General features: G+C 72.9%; 27 protein-coding genes, 1 tRNA gene and 2 riboswitches. Of the genes, 19 read left to right on the top strand and 9 right to left on the bottom strand.

Translation table 11 applies throughout. The annotated features are described in order from the left end of the window. Positions 1-249 precede the first annotated feature (249 nt). The 6 genes from Q5530_RS18555 (at position 250) to glyA (ending at position 4,847) form a co-directional block, all read left to right on the top strand. The gene (locus Q5530_RS18555; protein WP_380633983.1) at positions 250-411 is read left to right on the top strand and encodes a hypothetical protein; all 162 of its coding nucleotides are present in this window, start codon (positions 250-252) and stop codon (positions 409-411) included. Between the two features lie 189 nt (positions 412-600). Continuing rightward, complete coding sequence (locus Q5530_RS18550; protein WP_380633984.1) at positions 601-1,086, top strand: helix-turn-helix transcriptional regulator; 486 nt, start codon at positions 601-603, stop codon at positions 1,084-1,086. A gap of 316 nt (positions 1,087-1,402) precedes the next feature. Beyond that, the gene (locus tag Q5530_RS18545; RefSeq protein WP_415363833.1) at positions 1,403-1,789 is read left to right on the top strand and encodes a hypothetical protein; all 387 of its coding nucleotides are present in this window, start codon (positions 1,403-1,405) and stop codon (positions 1,787-1,789) included. Between the two features lie 15 nt (positions 1,790-1,804). After that, positions 1,805-2,107 carry a DUF3817 domain-containing protein gene (locus Q5530_RS18540; RefSeq protein WP_380633987.1) on the top strand — a complete coding sequence of 101 codons (303 nt, stop codon included), beginning with the start codon at positions 1,805-1,807 and terminating at the stop codon, positions 2,105-2,107. A gap of 62 nt (positions 2,108-2,169) precedes the next feature. Next, positions 2,170-2,261, top strand: a riboswitch (glycine riboswitch). Between the two features lies 1 nt (position 2,262). Beyond that, positions 2,263-2,353, top strand: a riboswitch (glycine riboswitch). A 111-nt stretch (positions 2,354-2,464) separates the two neighbouring features. Then, a complete protein-coding gene (gcvT, locus tag Q5530_RS18535) occupies positions 2,465-3,565 on the top strand; it encodes a glycine cleavage system aminomethyltransferase GcvT (RefSeq protein ID WP_415363831.1) in 1,101 nt (366 codons plus the stop codon). A 16-nt stretch (positions 3,566-3,581) separates the two neighbouring features. Then, on the top strand, positions 3,582-4,847 hold the full coding sequence (glyA, locus tag Q5530_RS18530; RefSeq protein ID WP_415363829.1) for a serine hydroxymethyltransferase: 1,266 nt from the start codon (positions 3,582-3,584) through the stop codon (positions 4,845-4,847). A 96-nt stretch (positions 4,848-4,943) separates the two neighbouring features. Here the strand turns inward: glyA and Q5530_RS18525 are convergent, their stop codons facing one another. Then, complete coding sequence (locus tag Q5530_RS18525; RefSeq protein ID WP_415363828.1) at positions 4,944-5,609, bottom strand: hypothetical protein; 666 nt, start codon at positions 5,607-5,609, stop codon at positions 4,944-4,946. A 173-nt stretch (positions 5,610-5,782) separates the two neighbouring features. Between Q5530_RS18525 and Q5530_RS18520 the strand changes: the two genes are divergently transcribed. The 4 genes from Q5530_RS18520 to Q5530_RS18505 all read left to right on the top strand — a co-directional run bounded on the left by Q5530_RS18520 (position 5,783) and on the right by Q5530_RS18505 (position 9,514). Next, complete coding sequence (locus Q5530_RS18520) at positions 5,783-6,214, top strand: SRPBCC domain-containing protein (RefSeq protein WP_415363826.1); 432 nt, start codon at positions 5,783-5,785, stop codon at positions 6,212-6,214. Continuing rightward, the gene (locus Q5530_RS18515) at positions 6,204-6,551 is read left to right on the top strand and encodes an ArsR/SmtB family transcription factor (protein ID WP_415363824.1); all 348 of its coding nucleotides are present in this window, start codon (positions 6,204-6,206) and stop codon (positions 6,549-6,551) included. Before Q5530_RS18520 ends, Q5530_RS18515 begins: the two co-directional genes overlap by 11 nt. Positions 6,552-6,590: 39 nt before the next feature. Next, a complete protein-coding gene (locus tag Q5530_RS18510; RefSeq protein WP_415363823.1) occupies positions 6,591-7,337 on the top strand; it encodes a DUF899 domain-containing protein in 747 nt (248 codons plus the stop codon). 116 nt (positions 7,338-7,453) lie between these two features. Next, positions 7,454-9,514: a prolyl oligopeptidase family serine peptidase gene (locus tag Q5530_RS18505; RefSeq protein ID WP_415363821.1), complete on the top strand. Its 2,061-nt coding sequence runs from the start codon at positions 7,454-7,456 to the stop codon at positions 9,512-9,514. Between the two features lie 57 nt (positions 9,515-9,571). Here Q5530_RS18505 and Q5530_RS18500 read toward each other — a convergent pair whose 3' ends face one another. The 4 genes from Q5530_RS18500 to Q5530_RS18485 form a co-directional block, all read right to left on the bottom strand. Further along, the gene (locus tag Q5530_RS18500) at positions 9,572-10,414 is read right to left on the bottom strand and encodes a spermidine synthase (RefSeq protein WP_380633999.1); all 843 of its coding nucleotides are present in this window, start codon (positions 10,412-10,414) and stop codon (positions 9,572-9,574) included. Beyond that, a complete protein-coding gene (gene speD, locus Q5530_RS18495; RefSeq protein WP_380634000.1) occupies positions 10,411-10,821 on the bottom strand; it encodes an adenosylmethionine decarboxylase in 411 nt (136 codons plus the stop codon). Before speD ends, Q5530_RS18500 begins: the two co-directional genes overlap by 4 nt. Before the next feature lie 49 nt (positions 10,822-10,870). Continuing rightward, positions 10,871-12,055, bottom strand: a complete 1,185-nt coding sequence (locus tag Q5530_RS18490; RefSeq protein WP_415363820.1) for a type III PLP-dependent enzyme — start codon at positions 12,053-12,055, stop codon at positions 10,871-10,873. Positions 12,056-12,153: 98 nt separating this feature from the next. Continuing rightward, complete coding sequence (locus Q5530_RS18485; RefSeq protein WP_415363818.1) at positions 12,154-13,377, bottom strand: metallophosphoesterase; 1,224 nt, start codon at positions 13,375-13,377, stop codon at positions 12,154-12,156. Positions 13,378-13,488: 111 nt separating this feature from the next. Here Q5530_RS18485 and Q5530_RS18480 point away from each other — a divergent pair, with 111 nt between their 5' ends. From Q5530_RS18480 to pabB, 3 genes are all read left to right on the top strand, one after another. Beyond that, a complete protein-coding gene (locus Q5530_RS18480) occupies positions 13,489-13,992 on the top strand; it encodes a SigE family RNA polymerase sigma factor (protein WP_415363816.1) in 504 nt (167 codons plus the stop codon). Continuing rightward, positions 13,989-14,957 carry a hypothetical protein gene (locus tag Q5530_RS18475; protein WP_415363814.1) on the top strand — a complete coding sequence of 323 codons (969 nt, stop codon included), beginning with the start codon at positions 13,989-13,991 and terminating at the stop codon, positions 14,955-14,957. The genes Q5530_RS18480 and Q5530_RS18475 overlap by 4 nt, the downstream gene beginning before the upstream one ends. Positions 14,958-15,027: 70 nt before the next feature. Further along, positions 15,028-17,079 (top strand): aminodeoxychorismate synthase component I, encoded by a 2,052-nt coding sequence (gene pabB, locus Q5530_RS18470; protein WP_415363812.1) that lies wholly within the window; start codon positions 15,028-15,030, stop codon positions 17,077-17,079. 66 nt (positions 17,080-17,145) lie between these two features. Here pabB and Q5530_RS18465 read toward each other — a convergent pair whose 3' ends face one another. Continuing rightward, a complete protein-coding gene (locus Q5530_RS18465; RefSeq protein ID WP_033430611.1) occupies positions 17,146-17,487 on the bottom strand; it encodes a histone-like nucleoid-structuring protein Lsr2 in 342 nt (113 codons plus the stop codon). 269 nt (positions 17,488-17,756) lie between these two features. Between Q5530_RS18465 and Q5530_RS18460 the strand changes: the two genes are divergently transcribed. The 3 genes from Q5530_RS18460 (at position 17,757) to Q5530_RS18450 (ending at position 19,121) form a co-directional block, all read left to right on the top strand. Then, positions 17,757-18,038 carry a metal-sensitive transcriptional regulator gene (locus Q5530_RS18460; RefSeq protein WP_380634010.1) on the top strand — a complete coding sequence of 94 codons (282 nt, stop codon included), beginning with the start codon at positions 17,757-17,759 and terminating at the stop codon, positions 18,036-18,038. 99 nt (positions 18,039-18,137) lie between these two features. Further along, a tRNA-Leu gene (locus Q5530_RS18455) sits at positions 18,138-18,214 on the top strand. 514 nt (positions 18,215-18,728) lie between these two features. Beyond that, entirely contained in the window at positions 18,729-19,121 is a 393-nt protein-coding gene (locus tag Q5530_RS18450) for a hypothetical protein (RefSeq protein ID WP_415363809.1), read from the top strand. Between the two features lie 161 nt (positions 19,122-19,282). Here Q5530_RS18450 and Q5530_RS18445 read toward each other — a convergent pair whose 3' ends face one another. Next, entirely contained in the window at positions 19,283-19,714 is a 432-nt protein-coding gene (locus tag Q5530_RS18445) for a hypothetical protein (RefSeq protein WP_415363807.1), read from the bottom strand. A gap of 530 nt (positions 19,715-20,244) precedes the next feature. Between Q5530_RS18445 and Q5530_RS18440 the strand changes: the two genes are divergently transcribed. The 3 genes from Q5530_RS18440 to Q5530_RS18430 all read left to right on the top strand — a co-directional run bounded on the left by Q5530_RS18440 (position 20,245) and on the right by Q5530_RS18430 (position 21,543). Beyond that, positions 20,245-20,754, top strand: coding sequence for a SigE family RNA polymerase sigma factor (locus tag Q5530_RS18440; RefSeq protein WP_415363805.1), 510 nt, complete (start codon positions 20,245-20,247; stop codon positions 20,752-20,754). A gap of 91 nt (positions 20,755-20,845) precedes the next feature. Continuing rightward, on the top strand, positions 20,846-21,172 hold the full coding sequence (locus tag Q5530_RS18435) for a DUF6355 family natural product biosynthesis protein (protein ID WP_415363804.1): 327 nt from the start codon (positions 20,846-20,848) through the stop codon (positions 21,170-21,172). A gap of 71 nt (positions 21,173-21,243) precedes the next feature. Further along, a complete protein-coding gene (locus tag Q5530_RS18430; RefSeq protein ID WP_415363802.1) occupies positions 21,244-21,543 on the top strand; it encodes a DUF6355 family natural product biosynthesis protein in 300 nt (99 codons plus the stop codon). 61 nt (positions 21,544-21,604) lie between these two features. Here the strand turns inward: Q5530_RS18430 and Q5530_RS18425 are convergent, their stop codons facing one another. Next, positions 21,605-22,477: a carbohydrate-binding protein gene (locus Q5530_RS18425; RefSeq protein ID WP_415363801.1), complete on the bottom strand. Its 873-nt coding sequence runs from the start codon at positions 22,475-22,477 to the stop codon at positions 21,605-21,607. 119 nt (positions 22,478-22,596) lie between these two features. Next, positions 22,597-23,487, bottom strand: coding sequence for a helix-turn-helix transcriptional regulator (locus Q5530_RS18420; protein WP_380634027.1), 891 nt, complete (start codon positions 23,485-23,487; stop codon positions 22,597-22,599). Between the last annotated feature and the right edge of the window lie 218 nt (positions 23,488-23,705).

Raw genomic sequence — 23,705 nt, 5'->3', positions numbered from 1 at the left:
GGGGTTCGTGCCAGGGGATGGGCGAGTGCCCGATACCTAGGTGATCGGCGGGACCGCTGGTCCCCTTGATCGTCCGTTCGGGTGACACCAGACGGGGTGAGGGTGCGGTTGTGTGGTCGCCGCGCCTGCCGGTCGGGGGATGCCGGTGGGTTGGAGGTTCGTCATCCGGGTGAATGAGGGACCATGTCGGGTGACGCGACGGGCACGGCACCTGCCGGCCCTGCCTTGTGAACGGACGGAGACCGATCAGTGAACGTCAAGAAGGTGCTGACGCTGGCGGCGGTCGCGCTGGTGCTGTTCCTCCTGATCACCCAGCCGAACGAGTCGGCCGAAGGTGTGCGCACCGGCCTCGGGTGGCTTGAGCAGGGCGCAGAGTCGATCATCACCTTCGTCCGCAGCCTCTTCGCCTAGCCCCACGGCCGGTCCGCTCAATGCGGTGACGGTCGGTGACATCAGGGCCTCTTCGTTGGACCGTACGGGTGGAATGAGGGCTATAACGCGCTGGTAACAGGGTTTTTGACAAACCGGGGTCTAGCGGTTGTCGGTACCCGCTAATACGGTGCGCTGCATTGGCTGATCTTCGACCGACGAGGAGGCAGAATGGTCGAGGACTCCGGAGTCGACGAGCTGCTGAGGCAGTGGGCGGCTGAGCGCTCGGACGACGCCGAGATGCAGGAGGTGAACCGGATCAAGGACGCGTGGCTCGCGGAAGCCCCGCCCTCTCCGGGAATCCCCGTGCAGCGGGCGAGTGGTGGTCCCCGGGGCCTGGTGCGGGTCGAGTCCGCGGACCCCGCCTACGTGGCGGCGATGCGGAAGCGGGCGCCCGAGGTGCCCGAGGCCCTGCTCGCGGCCGCGGCCAGCTACTGGCAGCTGGTGGGCGACCTGTCCGAGGCGGAGCAGTGGTGGGACGCGGGCATCAGCCCGCTGGACCAGCGCGCTCTGGACTACCGGGCGGCCGGGCTCTCGCCCGCCGACCTCGGTCGTCGGCTCGGGCCGATGACGGTGCTCCAGCACCTGCGTCGGGGGAGTGCGGCGGCCTGGTGCGTGGCCAGGTTGCAGAGGCAACGCCGGGACGGCGTCGCCTAGTCCGATCGAAGAAGGGACGGGCTCCTGTGGTCAGGGAGCCCACGCCCGAGGGACGGGCTCCTGTGGGAGGAGCCCTCGCCCGAGACCCCGACCGGGATCCGCAACCGGATCCCCTCCGGGATCTCCACCCCGGACCCCGTCCGGGATCCCCCGGGATCCCCGCCCGGCCCAGTCGCCGCTCGGGATCCCCGGTCCGGAAACCCCGGCCCCAGCCCCACCGACCCGTGCGCGCGGGTGAACCGGCAAGACCGGCAAACCCGACCGCCGACCCGGTCCGGCGGGCGAAGTACCCCGGCGGGCGAAGTACCCTGGAGGCGTGCCGGGCCTCATCACCCCCAAGCGAGTCGCCATCGCGCTGGTCTGCGTGGCCTCCCTGATCGTGTGCTGCGGTCTGGCCTACTGGCAGTGGGAGCGGTTCTCCCGGGCCGGCGGCACGTTCCAGAACCTCGGCTACGTCTTCCAGTGGCCCCTGTTCGGCCTCTTCCCCGCCTTCATGGTGTGGCGCATCCGCAAGCTGGACGCCCGGCGCAAGGCGGAGGCGGCCGGTTCACCGACCGACGACCGACCCGAGGAGCCGGTGGCGGAGCCGGTGGAGCGGGTCGTTACGGTTGGGCCCGTCAGGAGAGCGCGCGAAGACCAGGACGACGAGCTGGCGGCCTACAACCGGATGCTCGCCGAGTTGCACGCGCGGGACCAGCGGTGAGGCAGGGGTAGGGCGATGGACGGCGCGTTGACCAGGTTCCGGTTCATGGCTTACGTGGTCGGTGTCGGCCTGCTGCTGCTCGTGGCGGCCATGTTCGCCAAGTACGTGGGCGACTCCGAGACCATGATGCGGGTCGTCGGCCCGGTGCACGGCTTCCTCTACGCGGTCTACCTGGTGCTGACCGTCGACCTGGCGCTCAAGGCCCGCTGGTCGATCAAGGGCACGGCCCTGGTGCTGCTCGCCGGCACGATCCCGTTCGTGTCGTTCTACGCCGAGCGCAGGGTCGTGGAGGGCGTCCGGACCGGCAAGGCCCTGTGACCAGGGTTGACCGGACCCCCGGGCCCGCCTAGCGTCTGGCGGTACCAACTGAACACGGCCATCGACGTCGAGCGGGAGAGTCCCCGGGCAAGCCGGGGCGCCGAAGGAGCAACTCCTCCCCGGAATCTCTCAGGCACAGCTACCGCCGACGTGGGCAACTCTGGAAAGCAGGCGCCCCGGCGCGCCTCGCCCACGGTGCAAGCCGCCCCACGGCGGCGAAGCTCTCAGGCTCATGACAGAGGGGGAGGCTCACTCGACGAGGAGTCTCCGGTGGACCGTGCCATCCTTCACCCGTGCCCCGCCGACCCGACCGGTCGGCGCTACCGGCATGTCCGCACCCAGGGAGGACCCCGCCCGATGGAAAGCCGCCGCACGCCGCTGCACGCCGAGCACGAGGCGCTGGGCGCCATGTTCACCGACTTCGCGGGCTGGCGGATGCCGCTGCGCTACGACAGCGAGCTGGCCGAGCACCACGCCGTGCGCACGTCGGCGGGTCTGTTCGACCTGACCCACATGGGCGAGATCGTGCTCACCGGGCCCGGGGCGGGCGCCGCGCTGGACCACGCCCTGGTCGGGCACGCCTCCGCGATCGGCGTCGGCCGCGCCCGCTACACGATGATCTGCGAGGCCGACGGCGGCGTGGTCGACGACCTGATCGTCTACCGCCTGGGCGAGCAGGAGTACCTGGTCGTGGCCAACGCCTCCAACGCGGCCGTCGTGCACGGGGCGCTGGTCGAGCGCGCCGCGGGCTTCGACACCACCGTCGAGGACCGGTCCGCGGACTACGCCCTGCTGGCCGTGCAGGGCCCGAACTCCACCGCGATCCTCGCCGGCCTCACCCCCACCGACCTGTCGACGGTCAAGTACTACGCCTCCTACCGGACCGAGGTGGCGGGCCGGCCCGTGCTGCTCGCCCGCACCGGCTACACCGGCGAGGACGGCTTCGAGCTGTTCACCGCCCCCGACAACGCCGCACCCGTGTGGCGGGCGCTGCTGGAGGCGGGCGCGCCGCACGACCTGCGGCCCGCCGGCCTGGGCTGCCGCGACACCCTGCGCCTGGAGGCGGGGATGCCGCTGTACGGCAACGAGCTGGGCCGGGGCCGCACCCCGTTCCACGCGAACCTGGGCCGGGTGGTCAAGCTCGACAAGCCGGGCGACTTCGTCGGCCGCGAGGCGCTGGCCGCCGCCGCCGAGCGGGGCGTGGACACCGCCCTGGTCGGCCTGAAGACCACCTCGCGCCGCGCGCCGAGGCACGGTTACCCGGTGCTGGACGCGGCGGGCGACCCGATCGGCGAGGTCACCAGCGGCGCCCTGTCGCCGACGCTGGGCTACTCGGTGGCGATGGCCTACGTGGCCGTCGACCACACCCGGCCGGGCACGCCGCTGTTCGTCGACGTCCGGGGCAAGCACGAGCCGGTGGAGGTCGTCGCCCTGCCGTTCTACAAGCGCACCAGCTGACAGGAGAAAGATCCACATGTCCGAGCACTTCACCACGTCCCTCGCGGAGTTCGACCCGGAGGTCGCGAACGCGGTGGCCGCCGAGCTGCACCGGCAGCAGAGCACGCTGGAGATGATCGCCTCCGAGAACTTCACGCCGGTGTCGGTGCTCCAGGCGCAGGGGTCGGTGCTGACCAACAAGTACGCCGAGGGCTACCCGGGCCGCCGCTACTACGGCGGCTGCGAGAACGTCGACGTCGTCGAGCGGCTGGCCATCGAGCGGGTCAAGGAGCTGTTCGGCGCGGGCTTCGCCAACGTGCAGCCGCACTCGGGCGCGCAGGCCAACGCGTGCGCGATGTTCGCCCTGCTCCAGCCCGGCGACACGATCCTGGGCCTGGACCTGGCGCACGGCGGCCACCTGACCCACGGCATGCGGATCAACTTCTCCGGCAAGCTCTACCACGTCGTGCCCTACCACGTGGCCGAGTCCGACGGCCGGGTCGACATGGCCGAGGTCGAGCGGCTGGCCCTGGAGCACCGGCCGAAGCTGATCGTGGCCGGCTGGTCGGCCTACCCGCGCCAGCTGGACTTCGCGGAGTTCCGCCGCATCGCCGACGAGGTCGGCGCCTACCTGATGGTGGACATGGCGCACTTCGCCGGCCTGGTGGCGGCGGGCCTGCACCCCAGCCCGGTGCCGCACGCGCACGTGGTGACCACCACCACGCACAAGACGCTGGGCGGCCCGCGCGGCGGGGTGATCCTGACCAACGAGGCCGACCTCGCCAAGAAGATCAACTCGGCGGTGTTCCCGGGCCAGCAGGGCGGCCCGCTGGAGCACGTGATCGCGGGCAAGGCGGTGGCGTTCAAGCACGCCGCGTCGCCGGAGTTCGTCGACCGCCAGCGCCGCACGGTCGAGGGCGCGAAGATCCTCGCCGAGCGCCTGTCGCAGCCCGACGCGGCCGCGGCCGGGGTGAAGGTGCTCACCGGCGGCACGGACGTGCACCTGGTGCTGGTCGACCTGGTGGCGTCCGAACTGGACGGCAAGCAGGCGGAGGACCGGCTGCACGAGGTCGGCATCACGGTCAACCGCAACGCGGTGCCGAACGACCCCCGCCCGCCGATGGTCACCTCCGGCCTGCGCATCGGCACGCCCGCCCTGGCCACGCGCGGTTTCGGCGCGGCGGACTTCACCGAGGTGGCCGACGTCGTCGCGGCCGCCCTCCAGCCGTCGCCGGACCTGGCGGAGCTGCGGGCGCGCGTGGACGTGCTGGCGGCCAAGCACCCGCTGTACCCGAACCTGTGAGGGCGGTCCGGGTTCCCTGACCCCGGCGCCCGCCACGCAACGCCCTGATCCCCCGGCCAACCCCAGCCGGGGGATCAGGGCGTTCCGCGGTGGACCTCACGCGGCCGGTGCGGTCACCCCCGGAGGCAGGCACTCGACGTTCCGCTTGCCGTTGGGCTGCACCACGAACCACGTGCCACCGACGCCCTGGCCCTTCCACTGGCCCGGCGCCTCGTCCTTGGCGTAGGTGTAGAGCGGCCAGCCGTCCAGGGTGACCTGCTCGGAACCGTCGGCGCGCTCGACCGTCGACACCAGCTCCGGGTCGACGCCCCGGAGCTGCGGCTCGTCGCCGTTGGTCAGCAGCGGCGGCCAGGTGACCGCGCACTGGCCCTCGCAGTTGGACTTCGCCGGGTCCGGCGTGTCCTTGTCGAACCGGTACAGCGTGCGGCCGTCGCCGTCCTGCACGACATCGCCCATGCGCGGCACGCTCTTGCCGACCAGGGTGATCTGCGGACCGGCGGGCGCGGCCTGGGCCTCCGGCGCCGACGCCGCCTCCTCGACCGGGGCGTCCTCGGCCGCGTCCTCCTCGTCCGGGACGGCCTCCTCGCTGGTGGCGGGGGCCAGCGGCGCCTCGTACCCGTCCTGCGCCCCGGCGTCCACCAGTTCGGTCTGCGCCACGGTGGTGCCCCGCAGCACGGTGGTGTTGGACGTCCACACGACCAGCGCGAGCACGGCCACCAGGCCGGCCGCGACGGCGATGGCGACGCGGTTTCGTTGGATCACACTCAACTCCTCCTCGGTCCGTCGATCGCTCCAACGACGATTACGGCCCGGTCACGGCCCCGGTTCAGGTCGGGGCGGAATCCAGGGGTCGGGTGCCGGCCGGGACGATGCCGTTGACGCAACCGAGCGGTTGCCATACGGTCGCAACCGAACAGTTGCAACCGGAGGTTGTCGTGGGCTTTCCCGATCGCATCGAACGCACGCTCGAACTGGCCCACCCGCCGCGCGAGGTGTGGGCCGCGCTGACCACCGCCGAGGGGTTGAGCGGCTGGTTCGGCGAGGAGGCGACGGTCGACCTGCGCGAGGGCGGGGTGATCCGGATGTCGTGGGAGGGCGGCCCGGTGTGCGAGCTGCGCGTGGAGCGGGTCGAGGAGCCGTCGGTGTTCGCGTTCACCTGGCCGGTCTCCGGGCTGCCGGCGGACGACCCGCGCCGCACCTGCGTCGAGTTCCGGCTCGAACCGATCCCCGGCGGCACGCGGCTGCTCGTGGTCGAGGCCGGGTTCGCCCAGCTGGTGGAGGACGACCACGGCAAGGCGTACGACAGCCACGTGGAGGGCTGGACGAACGAGCTGGGCGAGCTGGTCGCCCACCTCGATGCGGCCTGACGCCGAGGCGATCGCCGAGCAGGTCTTCACCGCGTTGGCAGACCCGAGCCGGCGCGGGATCCTGGCCGAGCTGGCCGCCCGCGGACCCGCCACGGCCACGGACCTGGCGACCCGCCTGCCCATCACCAGGCAGGCGATCGCCAAGCACCTGGCCCTGCTGACCGAGGCCGGCCTGGTGACGGCCGAGCCGGGGGAGCGGCGCCGGGTCCGCTACCGGCTGCGCTCGGCGCCCATGCGGGTGGCCCAGCAGTTCCTGGCCGCGCTGGCCCGCGACTGGGACGGACCGCTCGGCGCGTTGAAGGACCACCTCGACCGGTCCGCCCGGACCGACCCGTGACCACCGACCCGTGACCACCGACCCGAGAGCGAGCACAGGATGAGGACACCCCCGATCGTCCCGCCGGCGGAGTGGGAGGCGGCGCGCCAGGCCCTCCTGGTGCGGGAGAAGGAACTCACCCGCGCCCGCGACGCGCTGGCCGCCGAGCGCCGGCGGATGCCCCGGCTGGCGGTCGAGCGGGACTACTCGTTCGACACGGCGCACGGCCCGCGGACCCTGCTCGACCTGTTCGAGGGCCGCCGTCAGCTGATCGTCTACCGCGCGTTCTTCGAGCCCGGCGTGTCCGGCTGGCCGGACCGCGCCTGCCAGGGCTGCTCGCTGGTCGCGGACCAGGTCGCCCACGTCGCCCACCTCAACGCCCGGGACACGACCCTCGTCTTCGCCTCCCGCGCGCCGCAGCCGGACATCGGGCGGCTGAAGGCGCGCATGGGCTGGACGATGCCCTGGCACACCACGACCGACGGGTTCGACGCCGACTTCGGCGTGGCCGAGTGGCACGGCACCAACGCGTTCATCCGCGAGGGCGACCGCGTGTTCCGCACCTACTTCGTCAACAACCGCGGCGACGAGCCGATGGGCGGCACCTGGAGCTACCTCGACCTGACCGCGCTCGGTCGGCAGGAGCAGTGGGAGGACTCGCCCGAGGGCTACCCGCAGGGCCCGCCCTACGAGTGGTGGAACCGGCACGACGAGTACGAGGCCCGCCCCGCCGCCCCGTCCGCCGCCGACACCGGGCCGGCCACCGAACCACCGGCCGGGTCGGCGACCTGTTGCGGCACCCGCTGAGCGGGGCCGCGCGGTGGACCACCCGGCACCCCCACCCCGCAGCGACCCCGCAGCGGGCACCGGGGCGGCCGTCGCGTTCGGCGGTCGCCGCGCGGTCGAGGCCATAGGGTGGGCGGGTGGGCAACGAGATCTCCTTCCCGCGCCAACAAGCGCGCACCCAGCGGTTCACCCTCGGCGCACCGCGGACCTTCACCGTCTCACCCGACGGCGCGAAGGTGTACTTCCTGCGCACCGCCGCGGCCACCAGCCGGGCGAACGGGCTGTGGGCCTTCGACACCGCGTCGCGGACCGAGTCGCTGCTGGTCGACCCCGGCGTCCTGCTGACCGACCCCGAGGACCTGTCCCCGGAGGAGCGGGCGCGCCGCGAGCGCAGCCGCGAGCAGGCCGCGGGTCTCGTCGGCTACTCGACCGACGCGGACGCGCGCCTGGCCGCGTTCGCGCTGTCCGGCAGGCTGTTCGTGGTGGAACTGGCCACCGGCGAGGTCCGCGAGCTGCCGGTCGCCGGTGCCGTCCTCGACCCCCGGCTGGACCCGACCGGCCGCCGGCTGGCCTACGTCGCCGACGGCGCGCTGCACGTGGTCGACCTGGGGACCGGCGAGGACCGGGTACTGGCCGCGCCCGACGGCCCCGACGTGACCTGGGGCCTGGCCGAGTTCATCGCCGCCGAGGAGATGGACCGCCACCGGGGCTACTGGTTCGCCCCGGACGGCGGGCGCGTGCTCGCCGCGCGCGTGGACAACTCGCCGGTGCTGCGCTGGCACATCGCGGACCCGGCCAACCCCGCCACCCCGGCGGCCGAGATCGCCTACCCCGCGGCGGGCACGCCCAACGCCGTGGTCGAGGTCGCGGTCCTGGGTGACCGCCGGGTCGACGTGGCGTGGGACCGCGAGGCGTTCCCCTACCTCGTCACCGCGTCGTGGACCTCCCACGGCCGGCCGCTGCTCCAGGTCCAGTCCCGCGACCAGCGCCGCGTCCTGGTGCTCGCGGTGGACGTCGAGACCGGCGCCACCGAGGTGGTCGCGGACGACACCGACCCGCGCTGGCTGGAGGTCGTGCCCGGCGTGCCGCGCTGGACGCCGGCCGGCGAGCTGGTGCGAGTGCTGCCCGTGGACGGCGCCAACCGCCTCGTGGTCGGGGACCGGGCGTGGACCCCGGACGGCCTCCAGGTGCGCGCGGTGCTCGACGTCGCCGAGGACGGCGTGCTGGTCACCGCCTCCGCGGACGACCCCACGCAGGTCCACGTGCACCTGGTCACCGCCGACGGCGCCACCCGGCTGTCCACTGAGGACGGCGTGCACGGCGCGGCCCGGGGCGGAGGGGTGCTGGTGCTCGTGTCGGCCGGGATGGACCACTTCGGCGCGCGGGTCACCGTGTCCACCGGCGGCGGGATCGGGAGCTCCGCCGAGACGCCCGTGCTGACCCCCGCGGTCCGGCTGCTCACGGTCGGCGAGCGCGACCTGCGCGCCGCCCTGCTGCTCCCGCGCGACCACGTGCCCGGCACGAGGCTGCCGGTCCTGCTCGACCCGTACGGCGGCCCGCACGCCCAGCGCGTCCTCGCCGCCCGCAACGCCTACCTCACCTCGCAGTGGCTGGCGGACCAGGGCTTCGCGGTGCTCGTCGTGGACGGTCGCGGCACGCCGGGGCGCGGGCCCGCCTGGGAGCGCGATATCGCGTTCGACCTCGCGGGCACCACGCTGGAGGACCAGGTGGACGCGCTGCGCGCGGTGGCCGCGATCGAGCCCGACCTCGACGTGACCCGGGTGGGCATCCGCGGCTGGTCCTACGGCGGCTACCTGGCGGCGCTGGCCGTGCTGCGCCGCCCGGACGTGTTCCACGCGGGCATCGCGGGCGCGCCGGTCACCGACTGGCGGCTCTACGACACCCACTACACCGAGCGCTACCTGGGCCACCCGGACGAGAGGCCGGAGGTGTACGACACCAACTCGCTCCTGGCCGACGCGCCGAAGCTGGAGCGCCCGCTGATGATCGTGCACGGCCTGGCCGACGACAACGTGGTGGCCGCGCACACGCTGCGGCTGTCCAGCGCGCTGCTCGCGGCCGGCCGGCCGCACACCGTGCTACCGCTGTCGGGCGTGACCCACATGACCCCGCAGGAGCAGGTGGCCGAGAACCTGCTGCTGCTCCAGGTCGACTTCCTCAAGCGGGCCCTGGGCTGAGGACGCGGACGGGGGCCGTGCCACCGAGGTGGTGCGGCCCCCGTCCGGTCGGGGGCTTCAGGCCCGCGAGTGCCGCACGCGGTAGGGCGGGACCGAGTTGCCGCGCAGCGCGAGCTCGTCGATCGTCTCCGGCCGGTACCCGGACCCCGGCAGCCGCTCGACCATCAGCGCGGTCGGGTCGGCCACCTCGTCGGCCCGGCCGAACAGGTAGGCCCACTCGTGCTCGTCCGAGCCGTAGTACGCCACCGTGCCGAACACGTCGGTGAACCGCTGCCACATGCGGACCAGCGTGGCGTTGCGCCACATCGTCTGGCAGCCCGCCTGGGACACCACGACGCCGCCCGGCGTGAGCAGCGCCTTGCACATGCGCAGGAACTCCTCGCCGTACAGGCGGTTGTGCTGCGCCTCCTCCTCGCGCTCGTCCGGCAGGTCCACCAGGACCACGTCGTAGCGCTCGGAGGTGGTGCGGATGTACTCGTACCCGTCGATGTACCGGACGCGGACGGGGCCCTCGCCCTTCTCCGCCAGGGCGAGCTCGTCGAGCGAGTAGCCGTAGGGCAGGTGCTCGGCGCACAGCTTCACGGCCTGCTCGTCGATGTCGATGTGGTCGACCACCGACGCGCCGGCGTCCACGGCCATCCGGCACACCACGCCCTCGCTCGACCCGATGACCAGCACCCGGTCGACGCGGTCCGCGAGCAGCAGCGCGGGGACCATCAGCGCCTCGTGGTAGGTCAGCTGGCTGAACTCGGTGCTCTGCCGGTCGTCGTCGCAGAACAGCGACAACCCCTGGGCGGTGCGGGCGATCACCAGGTGCTGGAACGCCGTGCGCGTGTCGACCACGACCTCGTCGACGTCCCAGTGCCTGGTCATCCCGGCCGCGAGCGGTTCGCGGATCAAGGCTTCTCCTCACCGACGAGCGCGGGCACGCGGGTGCCCCGCTCGATCATGTCCGTCCGCGTGGACGCGGCGCCCAGCGCCTCGGCCAGGAGCTGCACCGCGAGCGAGGGCTTGGCGCGCGTGCCGCACGTGAACACGTCCACGAACACCTTCCCGACCTCGGGGTAGGTGTGGATGGACGCGTGCGACTCCGACAACAGGGCCAGCACGGTGACCCCTTGCGGTTCGAACTGCTTGGAGACCACCTCCAGCACCGTGGCGTCCGCCTGGGTGAGCGCTTCGCCGAGCGCGTGCCGCAGGAACCGCTCGTCGTCCAGCAGTTCCGGGCTCACGCCCTCCAGCTCGGCCAGCACGTGCTGTCCTGCGAACAAGCCGACCGGCTCGGGCCCGCACGGGAGTTCGGACATCAATCACTCCAAACATCTTCAGGAGTTGCGAGGACAACCTGGAGCGCGCTCATCGCACGCAATAGGTGACCAGCGGCGGGAAGCCGTTGAAGGCCACGGACGAGTAGCTGGCCGTGTAGGCCCCGGCGCCGAGCAGGTCGACGTGGTCGCCGGCCCGCAGGTCCAGCGGCAACTCGTAGCGGGTGTGCTGGTAGAGCACGTCGTCGGCGTCGCACGTGGGCCCGGCCAGCACGACCGGGCCGGCCGGCCCGGTGGGCAGCGGCACGCCGTCGCGGACGCACACCAGCGGGTAGGCGATCGCCTCGCCCTCGGTCTCGGCCAGCCCGCCGTAGCGGCCGACGTCCAGGAAGACCCAGCGCCGCTCGTCCGCGGAGGACTTGCGCGACACCAGCACGACCTCGGAGCGCAGGAGCCCGGACTCGGCCACGACCGCGCGGCCCGGCTCGATCATGACCTCGGGGGAGAAGTCGCCGAAGTGGCGCCTGATCGAGGCGGTGATGGCGCTCGCGTAGTCGGCCAGGGGCGGCGGCTGCTCCAGGTACCCGGCGGGCAGGCCGCCGCCGAGGTTCAGCGTGGTCAGCGGCAGCCCCTCGGCGCGCAGCTTCAGCACGACCCCGGCGGCGTCGGCGATCGCGCCGTCCCACCCGCCCGGGTCGAGCTGCTGCGACCCGGCGTGGAACGCGATCCCGAGTGGAACCAGTTCCAGTTCCCGGCTCAACCGCAGGAGATCCGCCGCCATCTCGGGCGCGCAGCCGAACTTCTTCCCGAACGGGTAGGTGGACCCCTTGCTGTCGACCAGGATCCGCAGCAGCACCGACGCGCCGGGCGCGTGCGCGGCGATCGCCCGCACGTCCTGCTCGCTGTCGGACACGAACAGCCGCACGCCGCGCTCGTGCGCGTAGGCGATGTCCCGGGCCTTCTTGATGGGGTTGCTGTAGGAGATCGAGGCCGGCGCGGCGCCGCGCGCCAGGCACAGGTCGATCTCCGCGGGCGAGGCCACGTCGAAGCACGACCCCTCGGCCGCCAGCAGCTCCACCACCTCGGGCGCCGGGTTGGCCTTCACCGCGTAGAAGATCCCGACCCACGGCAGCGCGGCGCGGATCGCGGTGAACCGCTCGCGCACCGTGGGGAGGTCGATGACCAGGCAGGGGGTGTCCGGTGGATCTCGGTCCAGGAAACGACGAATACGAGCTGTTGCCTCGTGAAGCCGTTGATCGGCAAAGCTCTTCGTCATCTCGCTAGGGGTCCCCCTCCGCAGCCGTGGACTGGCACGGCCTGACCGTCTTCGGGCACGGCGGTCCACGGTACGCGCTGGAGGTGAAAAACGCGCTATCAGCCGGCGAAGTTGTGACGCAGCTCCACGACCGCGATCTCCGGCGGCGCGCCCACGCGGACCGGCGGGCCCCAGAAACCGGCCCCGTTCGAGGTGTAGACCTGGGTGCCGTCGACGGTCTCCAGACCACTGCGGACCGGCTGCTGGAGCCCGACCAGCAGGTGGAACGGGAACATCTGGCCGCCGTGCGTGTGCCCGGACAGCTGGAGGTCCACGCCGTGCTTGGCGGCCTCGCGCGCCTGCACCGGCTGGTGCGCCAGCAGCACCACCGGCCGGCTGGTGTCGCGCCCGTCCAGCGCCCGCGCGTAGTCCGGCGCGTCGTCGAAGGACTCGCCGTTGACGTCGTTGACGCCCGCGAGGTCGAACGCCGCGCCCGCGCGCTCGATCGCCAGCCGCTCGTTGCGCAGCGGGTTGACCCCGAGCCGCTCCAGCTCGGTCAGCCACGGCTGCGCGCCCGAGTAGTACTCGTGGTTGCCGGTGACGAAGAAGCTGCCGTGCGTGCTGGTCAGGTCGCGCAGCGGCGCCGCCGCCTCGCCCAGCCGCTCCACCGTGCCGTCGACCAGGTCGCCCACGATCGCCACCAGGTCCACCTGCTGCTCGTTGATCATCCGCACCAGCCGCTCGGTGTGGGAGCGGCCCAGCAGCGGTCCCAGGTGGATGTCGCTGACCACGGCGATCCGGTAGCCCGACAGCCGCGGGTCGAGCTTGCCCAGCGCGATCGGCACCCGGTTGATCCTCGGGTCGCCCAGCGCCTGCGTCGCGCCGTAGCCGACCACGCCCGCGGCGGCGACCCCGCCGGCCACGGCGAGCGACCGGGCGATGAACAACCGCCGGCCCGGGTCGACCCCGGGCGCCTCGGGCACCGGGGCGGCCACCGCCTCGGGCGCGCCCCCGGAGACCTCCGCGCCGACGGCCACCGGCACCCGCTGCTGCCGGCGCGCCGCCCGTACCAGCAGCAGCCGGGGCACCTCCAGCACGGCCAGCAGCAGGACCAGGTAGTAGGCCCCGGCGAGCCAGAGGTAGCCGGGCCAGCCGATCACCGCGTCGAACGACGTGCCCAGTCGGGTGACGGACAGCGCGGCCATCATCAGCACGTAGAGCACCACGAGCACGACCGTGCCGATGCGGCGCGCACGTCCCGGCAGGGTCGTGTCCCGCACGACGCGCTTCCAGACGTAGTAGTGCGCCGCACCCAGCACGACAGCGAGCAACAAGACGAACAAGCCGGTCCTCCCAGGGGTGATACGTCCAGTTTCCACGAATGTCGGACCGGACGTGCAACCCCCTGCGGGCCCGGAGGCGTGTCTACCCCGTACCGCAGTGGGGAGGGACACATGAGTGACCGGGACACGGCGTTCGCGGAGTACTTCGCGGCGCGGTCCGAGGCCATGCGCGGCACGGCGTACCTGCTGTGCGGCGACTGGCACCGGGCCGAGGACCTGGTGCAGGCCGCGTTCACCAAGCTCTACCTGGCCTGGCCGCGGATCGACCGGCACGGGGCACTCGACGCCTACGCCCGTCGGACGCTGGTCCGGACGTTCGTGTCGGAACTGCGCCGGGGGTGGTTCCGCCGGGAGCGGGTGGGCGGGCCGGCCGGCGAACCGGCCGAGGTCGCCCGGGGTTCGGCGGAGGACCGGCTGGTGCTGCTCGCGGCACTGGCGCGGGTGCCGCCGCGGCAGCGCGCCGTCCTCGTCCTGCGGTACTGGGAGGACCTGTCGGTGGGGGACACCGCCAGGGCGTTGGGCTGTTCCGAAGGAACGGTGAAGAGCCAGGCCGCGCGGGGGCTGCAGACGCTGCGCGGCCTGATCACCCCTCAGCAGGGAGAAAAGGTGCCATGAACGAGCACGAGCTGAAGGACGCGATGCGCGAGGCGGTGGTGGCGAGCAGCCCGCCTCCGCCGATGGACGCCGGTACCGCACTCGACCGGGCCCGACGGGCCCACCGCCGTCGCCGGGCCACCCGGGGAGGGGCCGTCGCCGGCCTCGCCGTGGTGGGCATCGCGGTGGGCGCGGTGCTGGTGCCGGACCTGGTCGGTGGGCGGGGGGCCGGGGTGCCGCCGGCGTCGTCGCCCTCCGGGGGGCCGCCGTCGGTCACCGGCACCGGGCTGCCCTCGGCCCCGGTGCAGGTCACCACGGGCGGGCCCCCGAGCCGGCCGCCGGCCGACCCGTCGGCGACCGACCGGTCCGCGGCCGACCCGTCGGGAACCCGCCCGTCGTGGCCCGACGGGCAGACCGACCGGACCGCGACCAGCGGACCCCGGGCCGACCGGGCCCGAGGGCTGCTCGACGACCTGGCGGCGGCGCTGCCCCCCGGGTTGCGGGCGGAGGACCGCACCCGCGTCGGCTACGCCGACCACGGCCCCATGACCCGCCACCAGGGGCAGTACGCCGACACGGTGGACGGCGCGCAGGTGTGGGAGTACACCGCCACCACGCCGGTCGTGCGGCCCGGTGAGCCGGGCGTGGCGGAGCTGTGGATCCAGGTGGAGACCAGGGGCAACAACCGGGTGGCGGGCGAGGCGTGCGAGGCGGCCACCCGGTACCCGTACCCGATCTCCGGCGGGACCTGCGAGGTCGTCGAGGTGGCCGGCCGGCGGGTCGGCGTGGTGACCGGGGCCGTGGCGGACCCCCTGCGCAACACCTACGAGTCGGCCGCCTTCCACCGGCACCCCGACGGCACGCTGGTGATGCTCGGGGTGGCCCGGGAGTACGGCGAGTCCGGGCACCCCGGGATGGCGTCCGTGCCGCTGGACGCGCGGCAGCTGGCCGCGCTGGCGGTCGACCCGAGGTTCCACCTGGACTAGCGGTCAGCCCGGGGAGGTCGGTGCGCCCGGCCTCCCCGGGCCCGGCCTCCCGGGAGTTCCTGCAGGTACCGTGCTGCTCGTCATGCGGACCCTGCTCATCGACAACCACGACTCGTTCACGTTCAACCTCTTCCACCACCTGGCCGAGGTGAACGGGCGGGAGCCGGTCGTCATCACCAACGACGACCCGCGGTTCCGGCTGTCCTGGCTGTCGTCCTTCGACAACGTCGTGATCTCCCCCGGGCCCGGCCGGCCGCAGGAGCCCGGTGACTTCGGGCTGTGCCGGGCGGTCGTCGAGCACGCGGAGCTGCCGCTGCTCGGGGTGTGCCTCGGGCACCAGGGGCTGTGCCTGGCGCACGGGGCGTCGGTCGGGTTGGTGACGCCCCGGCACGGGGTGGTGGACGAGGTTCGGCACACCGGGGTGGACCTGTTCGCCGGGCTGCCGTCGCCGCTGGCGGTGGTGCGGTACCACTCGCTGGCGGTGTCCGACCTGCCGCCGTCCCTGGAGGCCGTCGCGTGGGCGCCCTCGGACGGGGTGCTGATGGGGGTGCGGCACCGGTCGCGGCCGGCCTGGGGGGTGCAGTTCCACCCGGAGTCGGTGTGCACCTCGCACGGGCGGCAGCTGCTGGCGAACTTCCGGGACCTGACGGAGGGGGCGGCCCCGGAGGGGGCGGTCGCGCCTCCGGGCCCTGCTGCTGCGCCCGCCCCCGCGCCCCTGCCTGCCTCCTCCCCGCCCCCACCCCACGTGGTGCTGGTGCGGCGCGTGGAGGCCCACCCGCCGCCCGAGGACGTGTTCGCTGCCCTCTACGGGTCCTCCACCGACGCCTTCTGGCTGGACAGCAGCCTGGGGGGCCGGCGGGGCCGGTTCTCCGTGATGGGCGATGCCGGGGGCCCTCTCGCCCGCGTGGCGACCTATGACGTGTCCACCGGTCGGGTGACCGTTGACGGGGTGACGCACCCCGGGCCGTTCCTGGACTGGCTGGAGGCCGACCTGGCGGCGTGGCGGGTGGCGCCGCCCGACGTGCCGTTCGACTTCGCGCTCGGCTGGGTGGGCTACCTCGGCTACGAGCTGAAGGCGGAATGCGGAGGCGACGCGGCCCACCGTTCGGAGCAACCCGACGCCGCATTCGTGTTCGCCGACCGGGCGGTGGTTTTCGACCACGATTCCCGTCGCACCTACCTGTTGGCGCTGTCCGACGACGACGGCTGGCTGGACCGAACGGCGCAATTCCTCCACGGATTCACACCGGTGCCCGCCGAACCACCGTCACCCGCCCGTGCGGGAACGGCGGCGGCGCGGCACGGCCGGGCCCAGTACCTGAAGCTGGTGGCGGCCTGCCAGGAAGCCATCACGGCCGGCGAGAGCTACGAGGTGTGCTTGACCAACACCGTGACGTGGCGCGGCGAGGTCGACCCGTGGGAGGCGTACCGGTTCCTGCGCGCGGCGAGCCCGGCGCCGTTCGGCGCGCTGCTCCGTTTCGGTGTGCTCTCCGTGCTCAGCACTTCACCCGAGCGGTTCATCAGGGTCGACCGATGGGGTGTCGTGGAATCGGAGCCAATCAAGGGCACGCGACCGCGCGGCGCCACCGGGGCGGAGGACCGGGCTTTGCGCGAGTCCTTGGCGACCAGCCCGAAGGACCGGGCGGAGAACCTGATGATCGTGGACCTGGTCCGCAATGATCTGGGGCATAACGCGGAAGTCGGCAGCGTCGAGGTGCCCAGGATCTTCGAGGTGGAGAGCTACGCGACGGTGCACCAGCTCGTCAGCACCGTTCGGGCAAGGCTCCGTTCCGGCAGTTCCGCGGTGTCCGCCGTTAGGTCGGCGTTCCCCGGCGGGTCCATGACGGGGGCTCCCAAGATCCGGACAATGCAGATCGTCGACGGGCTGGAAGCCGGGCCCCGGGGGGTCTACTCGGGGGCGCTGGGTTACTTCTCGCTGTCCGGAACGGCCGACTTCAGCATCGTCATCAGGACGCTGGTGGTGGACCGGGACAAGGTGAGTTTCGGGGTCGGCGGGGCGGTCATCGCGCTGTCCGACCCGGTGGCCGAATTCGAGGAGACGGCCGTCAAGGCGACCGCCCTGCTCAGGCTGCTGGGCGTGCCTTTCCCGGGTCGCGGTTGACCCACTGACCAGCGGTTTCCCCTGCGGACGTCCGAGGGCGCCGCAGGGGAAAACCAGCCTCGCCGGTCAGGAGGCGTGCGCTTCCTGGAACTGGACGACCAGGCCCTGGGGAATGCGCCCGCGGTCGGAGATCTGGTGCCCCTGGGCGCGCGCCCAGTCCCGAATCGCCTGCGCCTGGGCCTTGTCACCAGCCTTTACCGTGCTCTTGCCGGTACCCTTGCGCTGCTTGCGGCCCCCCGCGCGGCGCGCCTTGGCGACGAAGTCGGCCAGGGAGTCGCGGAGCTTGTCCGCATTCTCCTTGGAGAGGTCGATGGAGTACTCCACACCGTCCAGCGCGAAGGTCACGGTCTCGGCGGCTTCGCTGCCGTCGAGGTCGTCGATGAGTTGGACGACGGTCTGCTGTGCCACTGTTCCTCCGTGTGTGCTCGCATAGCGCGTGCTGCCCTCGACTTGTGCAGCGCCACACGCTTCGAGACGACACCATAGTGCACGACCGGAATATTGCCTAACCTTTCGCGCTGAAATGTGGCTGATGCCCCCGGACGGGTCATTTCGCGAGCTAAACCACAGGTCGGAAATGTGAGCTGCCCGAACCCGTGCGCGTGGCCCGGGTCACACCCGGTCGAGTGGCCTATCCTGGGAGGAGATACCGCCCAGGGCAGGGAAGGCCGGGAGCGATGCACGGTTACACGGCGGACAAGGACGCGTACCTCAAGCGGCTCCGGCGGATCGAGGGGCAGGTCCGCGGGCTCCAGCGGATGATCGAGAACGACGACTACTGCATCGACGTGCTGACCCAGATCTCGGCCGCGACGAAGGCGTTGCAGGCGGTCTCCCTCGGGTTGCTGGACGAGCACCTCAAGCACTGCGTGGCGCAGGCCGTGGCCGAGGGCGGCGAGGTGGCCGACGAGAAGATCGCCGAGGCGTCCGCGGCGATCGGCCGCCTGGTCCGGTCCTGACGGTTCCCGCACCCGGTCCCGGAGCGGTCCGGCGCCGACGCGCCGCGCGCGGGGTTGCCGGGGGACGGGCGAGGTCGATCCAGTAGAGTGCTCCCGCCGGCCCCCGTAGCCCAATCGGCAGAGGCAGCGGACTCAAAATCCGTCCAGTGTGCGTTCGAGTCGCACCGGGGGCACCACCTCTGACCCGTGGTTGCCGCCGAAGGTGCCGATCACGCGTTGCTCCCCGGGCGCGGCCCGGGTATGAGCGGCCCGGGGCTTCCGGTGTGTCGAAGAGGTGTTCCGGGTGGATGACGACCGGTGCCCTCGTGCGGTCGGTCATGACTACGGGAATCCGCCGGGGAACCGCGCAGGCCATGTGCCAACCGGGAGGGGAACCGAGCCGGTTCGGGAAGTGCGCACGAGCGGAGCGCAACGGCGGATAACGCCTTTGCGGTCGGAGCTGAGCCGTTCTTCCCGCCTCGTAATCGGTGGTGCCGGCCCGGCAACCCCGGAGGCGGGTTCCCCGGGGCGATCACTCGTTGGTCGCACCCGGTGCGCGGACGGCCGTGACGTGGAGTTCGCCGTCCCGTGCCGCCGCGGCTCCCCCCGGCCGACCGACGACCGGCTGGGGTGCCCTCCCGAGTCCGCAGTCCACTGTGGACCGGAGAGGGTGCGGCGGGCGGGGGTCGGTGGGCCTCTAGGGTGATCCGCATGGGTGGATACACGGACGGGGAGAGCCGGACGCTGCGCACGGCCGTCTACGGCGCGATGGTGCTCGTCTCGGTGGCGGAGGAGGGCGCGCTCGACCAGGAGAGCCACGCCGGCATCCGGGCCATGGCGGTGCTGCCGCCGGGGGTGCGCGAGGCGGTGGACGCGGGTGCGCCCGAGCTGCCGGCGGGGTCGCCCGCCGACGTGGAGGACGGGGTGCTGGCCGCGTTGCGCGAGTCGGTGGCGCTGGTGGCCGGGCGGTCGGCGGTGGAGGCGGACGAGTTCGCGGCTGCCGTGCTCTCGATGTGCGAGGAGGTCGCGTCGGCGGACGGGCACGTGGGTCGGGAGGAGAGCGCGGTGCTCGGTCGCGTGCGGGTCGCGCTCGGGCTCGGCTAGTGCCGCGCCCCTGGACGTCGACCCGGTGACCGGCCGGGCTGCTTCCGCGGCTCGGTGTGCGGGAGGTGGTCGTGGGCCGTCGTCCGAGGGTGATCTCGGCCGACGCGGCGAGCACCAGGGCGCGGTCCGCGGCCGTCACGGTGGCCCGGCCGCGCCGTGCCCTAGTAGTCCAGTTCGAAGTCGCGGTGGTCGTCGGGGTCGACCACCGCGACGAGCTTGTTCCCGGGCCTCAGGCTCGGGTGGTACCGGGCGTCGTGCTCGGTCACGAACTCGGGCACGTCCGGGCCCTTGATCAGGAGCCGGACGCGGACCGTGGCGTCCTCGCTGATCGGCTCCATGGACAGGACCACGGCGGTCGCGGGCAGGCCCACCTCGTCCAGGCGCAGCAGCCGCCGCTTGGCGCGCGTGATACCGCGCCACACGGCGATGCCCAGCGGCAGGAGCACCGCGGTGAGCACGATGCCGATGGTGGCGCCGTCGTTGGCCGCGTAGACGATCGGTCCGGTGACCACCAACGCCACGGCGAAGAGGCGCAAGACCACGTTGTCGCCCCGGTTGGCCCCGCGTACTTCGACGAACCCGTCCTCCGCCATTCCGGCACCTTAAGCGGGTGGTGGGGTGCCGTGGGCCGGGTTGGCGCGGTTGCCGCCGGACGGCGGACGGCGTGAGACCTGGTGCCGCGTCACGCAACCTCGGCCGATCACCCGGCCGGACCGATCAACGGGTCGGCGTCCGGGAACGCGGCACCAGGTCCGCAGTGGCGCTCCCGGGGCCGTCGTCGTGTGGTGGGAGCGCGGTCCTGTCCCGCCGGCGTGACACCCCGATCGGTCCGGACCGCTGCGGCTCGGCCCGGTGGTTATTGCCGCAACCATTGGTTTTTCCCCGCGCCTGACACGGATGGGGGTATCCGTGCCGGCCCGGTCGCGCAGAGTTCGGTTGACGGCCCGAGAGCGCCGGTCCTAGCTTGGCCGAGGCCGGTCGAAATCGTGGGGATTCGCCGGTACGACGGCGCGGGCCTGGTCGCCCCGCTGTTCCCGCGGTGCCGACCCGGGGTTGATCCGTCTGCCGATCCTCGCCGGCCCGCACCGCGGCGGCGGGATCGGCATGCCGAGAGGGAGTGCGCGTGTGCGAGGCACGGGTGGAATTCCGGACTTTCTTCCTGGAAAACCGGAGGTGGCTGGTCCGACAAGCCTACGCGCTGTGCCGCGACTCGTACGAAGCGGAAGACCTGGCGCAATCGGCGTTCGTCAAGGTCTACCAGAGGTGGTGCTCCTTCGAGCGCCATTCTGAGTTGCGGGGTTACCTGAAGAGCGTGTTGCACAGCGTTTTCATCGATTCGCGCCGGCGGGCCGCCGCCCGCCGTGAGTTGCTGGGGGACGCGATCCCGGAGGAGCTGGCCGGCACGCCGGTGGAACCCGACCCGGTGGGGGCGCACGGTCCGGTGCTCCAGTCGCTCGGCCGCCTGCCCCGGCGGCAGCGGCAGGTGATCTTCCTGCGCTTCTGGTTGGACCTGGACACCGTGGAGACCTCCCGCGTGCTCGGCTGCACGCCGGGGTCCGTGACCAGCCAGACGAGCCGCGGGCTGGCCCGGCTGCGGGCGGTGCTGACCGGCGATCCGGCTCTCGTTATCTGATCGTTACCCGAATTCCTCAGTGTCGGCAGGTTCCCACCACGTGTTGGTCAGTGATGTCGGAACTTTTCGGCAAATTCAAGGGGGAGTCGCGGTGAAGAACAGCGTGAAGGTCGTCCTGGTCGGCCTGTTCGCCATCCTGGGCGCTTTGTTGCCGAACGTCGGCGCGGGTGCCGCGACGGCCGCTCCCGCCGCGGTCGCCGCGTCGGTCGCCGCCCAGGCGCAGGAGGAGATCCCGTGCGGTTATTTCGAGAACGCGGAAGCCGCTTACTACGGCCACTGCGGTGACACCACGGTCATGATCAAGGTCGACTACCACCACGGCTGGCCCTCGATGTACACCTGCGTCGGCCCGTGGACGCTCACCTACCTCGGTTCCGACGACGACGTCTCGAACGCTTTCTACGTCGGCCTGTGCTGATCCGCACCTGATCCGCACCTGATCCGGTCCTTTTCCGAGCAAATCCGATCGAGAACTCACCGGGAGCAACTGTGAAGAACAGCCTGAAGGCCGCCGCGGTCGGTCTCTTCGCCCTCGCGGGCGCGCTGGCGCCGGGCGCCGCCAACGCCGCGCCGGCCGACACCGCCCCCGCCGCCGCGGAGATGATCTGCGGTTACGCCGAGAACGCGGAGGCCGCCTACTACGGCCACTGCGGCGACACCTGGGTCCACATCAAGATCGACTACCACCACGGCTGGGCGTCGACCTACATGTGCGTGCCCCCGTGGTCGGAGACCCACCTCGGCTCCGACGACAACATCTCGAACGCCTTCTACATCGGCCTGTGCTGACGAGGTAGTCGAACCCTGCGGCCCACGCCGAACAGGCGCGGGCCGCGGTCGGCCGCGCGGGTCAGGCCACCCGCCACAGGGCGGGGACGTTCGGCGGCTCCCAGCCCGGCTGGGCGAGGTGCGCCTGGAGGCAGACGTACTCGACGCCGCCGTGGGTGACCCTCGCGCCGGGCGCGTAGCCGGTGCCCGCCGCCCACGTGCCGCCGCCCGGCTGGGACGGGGTGGTGGACGTGGTCGTGGTGGGGCCCGGCTGCTGCGGGACGTTCAGCACGAGGTCGAACACCGCCTCGCGCGCGCCGCCGACGCTGCGCACGGTCATCAGCAGGCGCGGGTCGAAGAGGGTGTCGGTGCTGTTGCGCGGCTCGCCCGGGAAGTACAGCTGCGTGGTCAGCACCGGGCGGCCGGGCGCCTGCACCTTCACGTGGACGTGCCGCGTCCGGCCCGGGTACAGCCCCGGCACGATCGTGGACAGGGTGAAGGCGCCGTTGGCGTTGGTGAACTGGTGGCCGCGGAAGCGGAAGCCCGTGTTGTCGTACACGCCGTTGACGTCGGCCTGCCAGAAGTCCAGCAGCGCGTTGGCGATCGGTTGGCACGCCAGGCCGAACACGTACCCGGTCACGGTCAGCCGGGTGCCGGGCGTGCCGGCGTCGACCAGCGACGTGCGGCGCGGCGAGTTCGGCTTGAAGTACGGGCCCTCCATCTGCGGCGGCGTCGGGTCGTCGCCGTCGTCGCACAGGGGGGTGGGCTCCAGCAGGCCGCCGCTCCCGCCGACGTCCCGCGCCAGCGCGGGCACGCCCATCATCGCGACGGGCAGCGCGACTCCCGCCGCGAGCGCGGCGCGCAGCACCGCCTTGCGGCTGAACCTCCGGTCGTCGACCTCGCCGCCGAGTGGTTCCTCGGGCGCAGTGCGGCCGCCGTCCGCGGATGCATCCATGACTGCTCCTCGTGGGGGGGTTGTTGGGGGTCCACGACGAAACTACGAGGACGCCTGGCCGGCGGACGATGGACGGAACCGGCCGGTCGTGGTGATCCTCGTGGGCGCTGTTGCCGCTGTTAACGGACGCCCGCGCCGCGCCGGAACCCACCGGGGCTCACCCCGGTCTCGCGCCGGAAGAACCGGCAGAAGTAGGCGGGGTCGGTGAACCCGACCCGGGCCGCGACCTGCCGCACGGCCAGGTCCGTCTTCGCCAGCAGCCGCTGCGCCTCGCGCGTGCGCGCCTCCCGGACCAGCTCGGACGGGGTGCGGCCGGTCGCCGCCTTCACCGCCTCGGTCAGGTGGCCCGGGGTCACGCCGATCCGCTCGGCGTAGGCGCGCACCGACCACGACGCGTGCTCGGCGCGACCGGCCAGCCGGGCGAACTCCCCGGCCACCGCACCGGCCCGCGCGGGCGCGGCGGCGGGGGTCGCGGGCAGCCGCGCGGCCCGCACCACCAGCACGTGCAGCAGCGCCCGCAGCACCGACCCCGCGCCCTCGGCGCCGCGCCGGTACTCCTCCTCCAGCTCGGCGAGCAGCCGCAGCATCCGGTGGTGGGTCGCCTCGTCCAGCGTCAGCCACGGCCGCTCGCCCAGGCGCCGCAGCAGCTCGCGGTCGGCGGGGTGGTCGAGCAGGAAGTCCTCGGTGAACAGCACGACGAACCCCTCCAGGTCCCGGGTGTCCGCCCAGTGGTGCACCTGACCGGGCGTGATCACGCACAGGTGCGGCGGGGCCAGCTCCCAGCGGGCCAGGTCGACCACGTGCGCGCCGGTGCCGCCGGTGACGTAGACGATCTCGTGGAAGGTGTGCCGGTGCGGGAACGCCGCCCGCGACATCGGGCCGATCGTGTCGAACGTGCCCACGGCGAACGGCAGCGCGTCGGGCGCCGGCACCTCCAGGCGGTGCACCGGCGGCACGCCCTCGCGCGGGGCCTGGCAGGGCGTTCCCGGCAACACGGTGGTGCCGCGCATCCTCGACCGTCCTCTCGGATGAAGGTCCAGACCAATTCCGGTGCACTCACCCTGGCACGGGCGGCGTTCCCCGGGAACGCGCCGACTGGCTGGACCTGCCGGCCGTGATCGGGAACGGGGCGGTGGTGGCCGAGGGGCGGTGGTGGCCGAGCGGAGCGGTGACCGGCTCGCCCGGGAGCACGTGCCGGCCGCGATCGCCACGGGGGAGCCCCGACCGC

The organism is Saccharothrix sp. BKS2 (genome assembly GCF_047689505.1).
Lineage (GTDB): Bacteria > Actinomycetota > Actinomycetes > Mycobacteriales > Pseudonocardiaceae > Actinosynnema > Actinosynnema lopnurensis.
The sequence above is the reverse complement of the archived record's forward strand: the minus strand, read 5'-3'. Positions and strand labels throughout refer to the sequence as shown.

Bases quoted from the DNA above. Each gene is read 5' to 3' on its own strand.
- Q5530_RS18550 (WP_380633984.1), top strand. From the start codon at position 601: ATGGTCGAGGACTCCGGAGTCGACGAGCTGCTGAGGCAGTGGGCGGCT.
- Q5530_RS18540 (WP_380633987.1), top strand. From the start codon at position 1,805: ATGGACGGCGCGTTGACCAGGTTCCGGTTCATGGCTTACGTGGTCGGT.
- gcvT (WP_415363831.1), top strand. From the start codon at position 2,465: ATGGAAAGCCGCCGCACGCCGCTGCACGCCGAGCACGAGGCGCTGGGC.
- glyA (WP_415363829.1), top strand. From the start codon at position 3,582: ATGTCCGAGCACTTCACCACGTCCCTCGCGGAGTTCGACCCGGAGGTC.
- Q5530_RS18515 (WP_415363824.1), top strand. From the start codon at position 6,204: ATGCGGCCTGACGCCGAGGCGATCGCCGAGCAGGTCTTCACCGCGTTG.
- Q5530_RS18510 (WP_415363823.1), top strand. From the start codon at position 6,591: ATGAGGACACCCCCGATCGTCCCGCCGGCGGAGTGGGAGGCGGCGCGC.
- speD (WP_380634000.1), bottom strand. From the start codon at position 10,821: ATGTCCGAACTCCCGTGCGGGCCCGAGCCGGTCGGCTTGTTCGCAGGA.
- Q5530_RS18490 (WP_415363820.1), bottom strand. From the start codon at position 12,055: ATGACGAAGAGCTTTGCCGATCAACGGCTTCACGAGGCAACAGCTCGT.
- Q5530_RS18480 (WP_415363816.1), top strand. From the start codon at position 13,489: ATGAGTGACCGGGACACGGCGTTCGCGGAGTACTTCGCGGCGCGGTCC.
- Q5530_RS18475 (WP_415363814.1), top strand. From the start codon at position 13,989: ATGAACGAGCACGAGCTGAAGGACGCGATGCGCGAGGCGGTGGTGGCG.
- Q5530_RS18460 (WP_380634010.1), top strand. From the start codon at position 17,757: ATGCACGGTTACACGGCGGACAAGGACGCGTACCTCAAGCGGCTCCGG.
- Q5530_RS18450 (WP_415363809.1), top strand. From the start codon at position 18,729: ATGGGTGGATACACGGACGGGGAGAGCCGGACGCTGCGCACGGCCGTC.
- Q5530_RS18445 (WP_415363807.1), bottom strand. From the start codon at position 19,714: ATGGCGGAGGACGGGTTCGTCGAAGTACGCGGGGCCAACCGGGGCGAC.
- Q5530_RS18425 (WP_415363801.1), bottom strand. From the start codon at position 22,477: ATGGATGCATCCGCGGACGGCGGCCGCACTGCGCCCGAGGAACCACTC.
- Q5530_RS18420 (WP_380634027.1), bottom strand. From the start codon at position 23,487: ATGCGCGGCACCACCGTGTTGCCGGGAACGCCCTGCCAGGCCCCGCGC.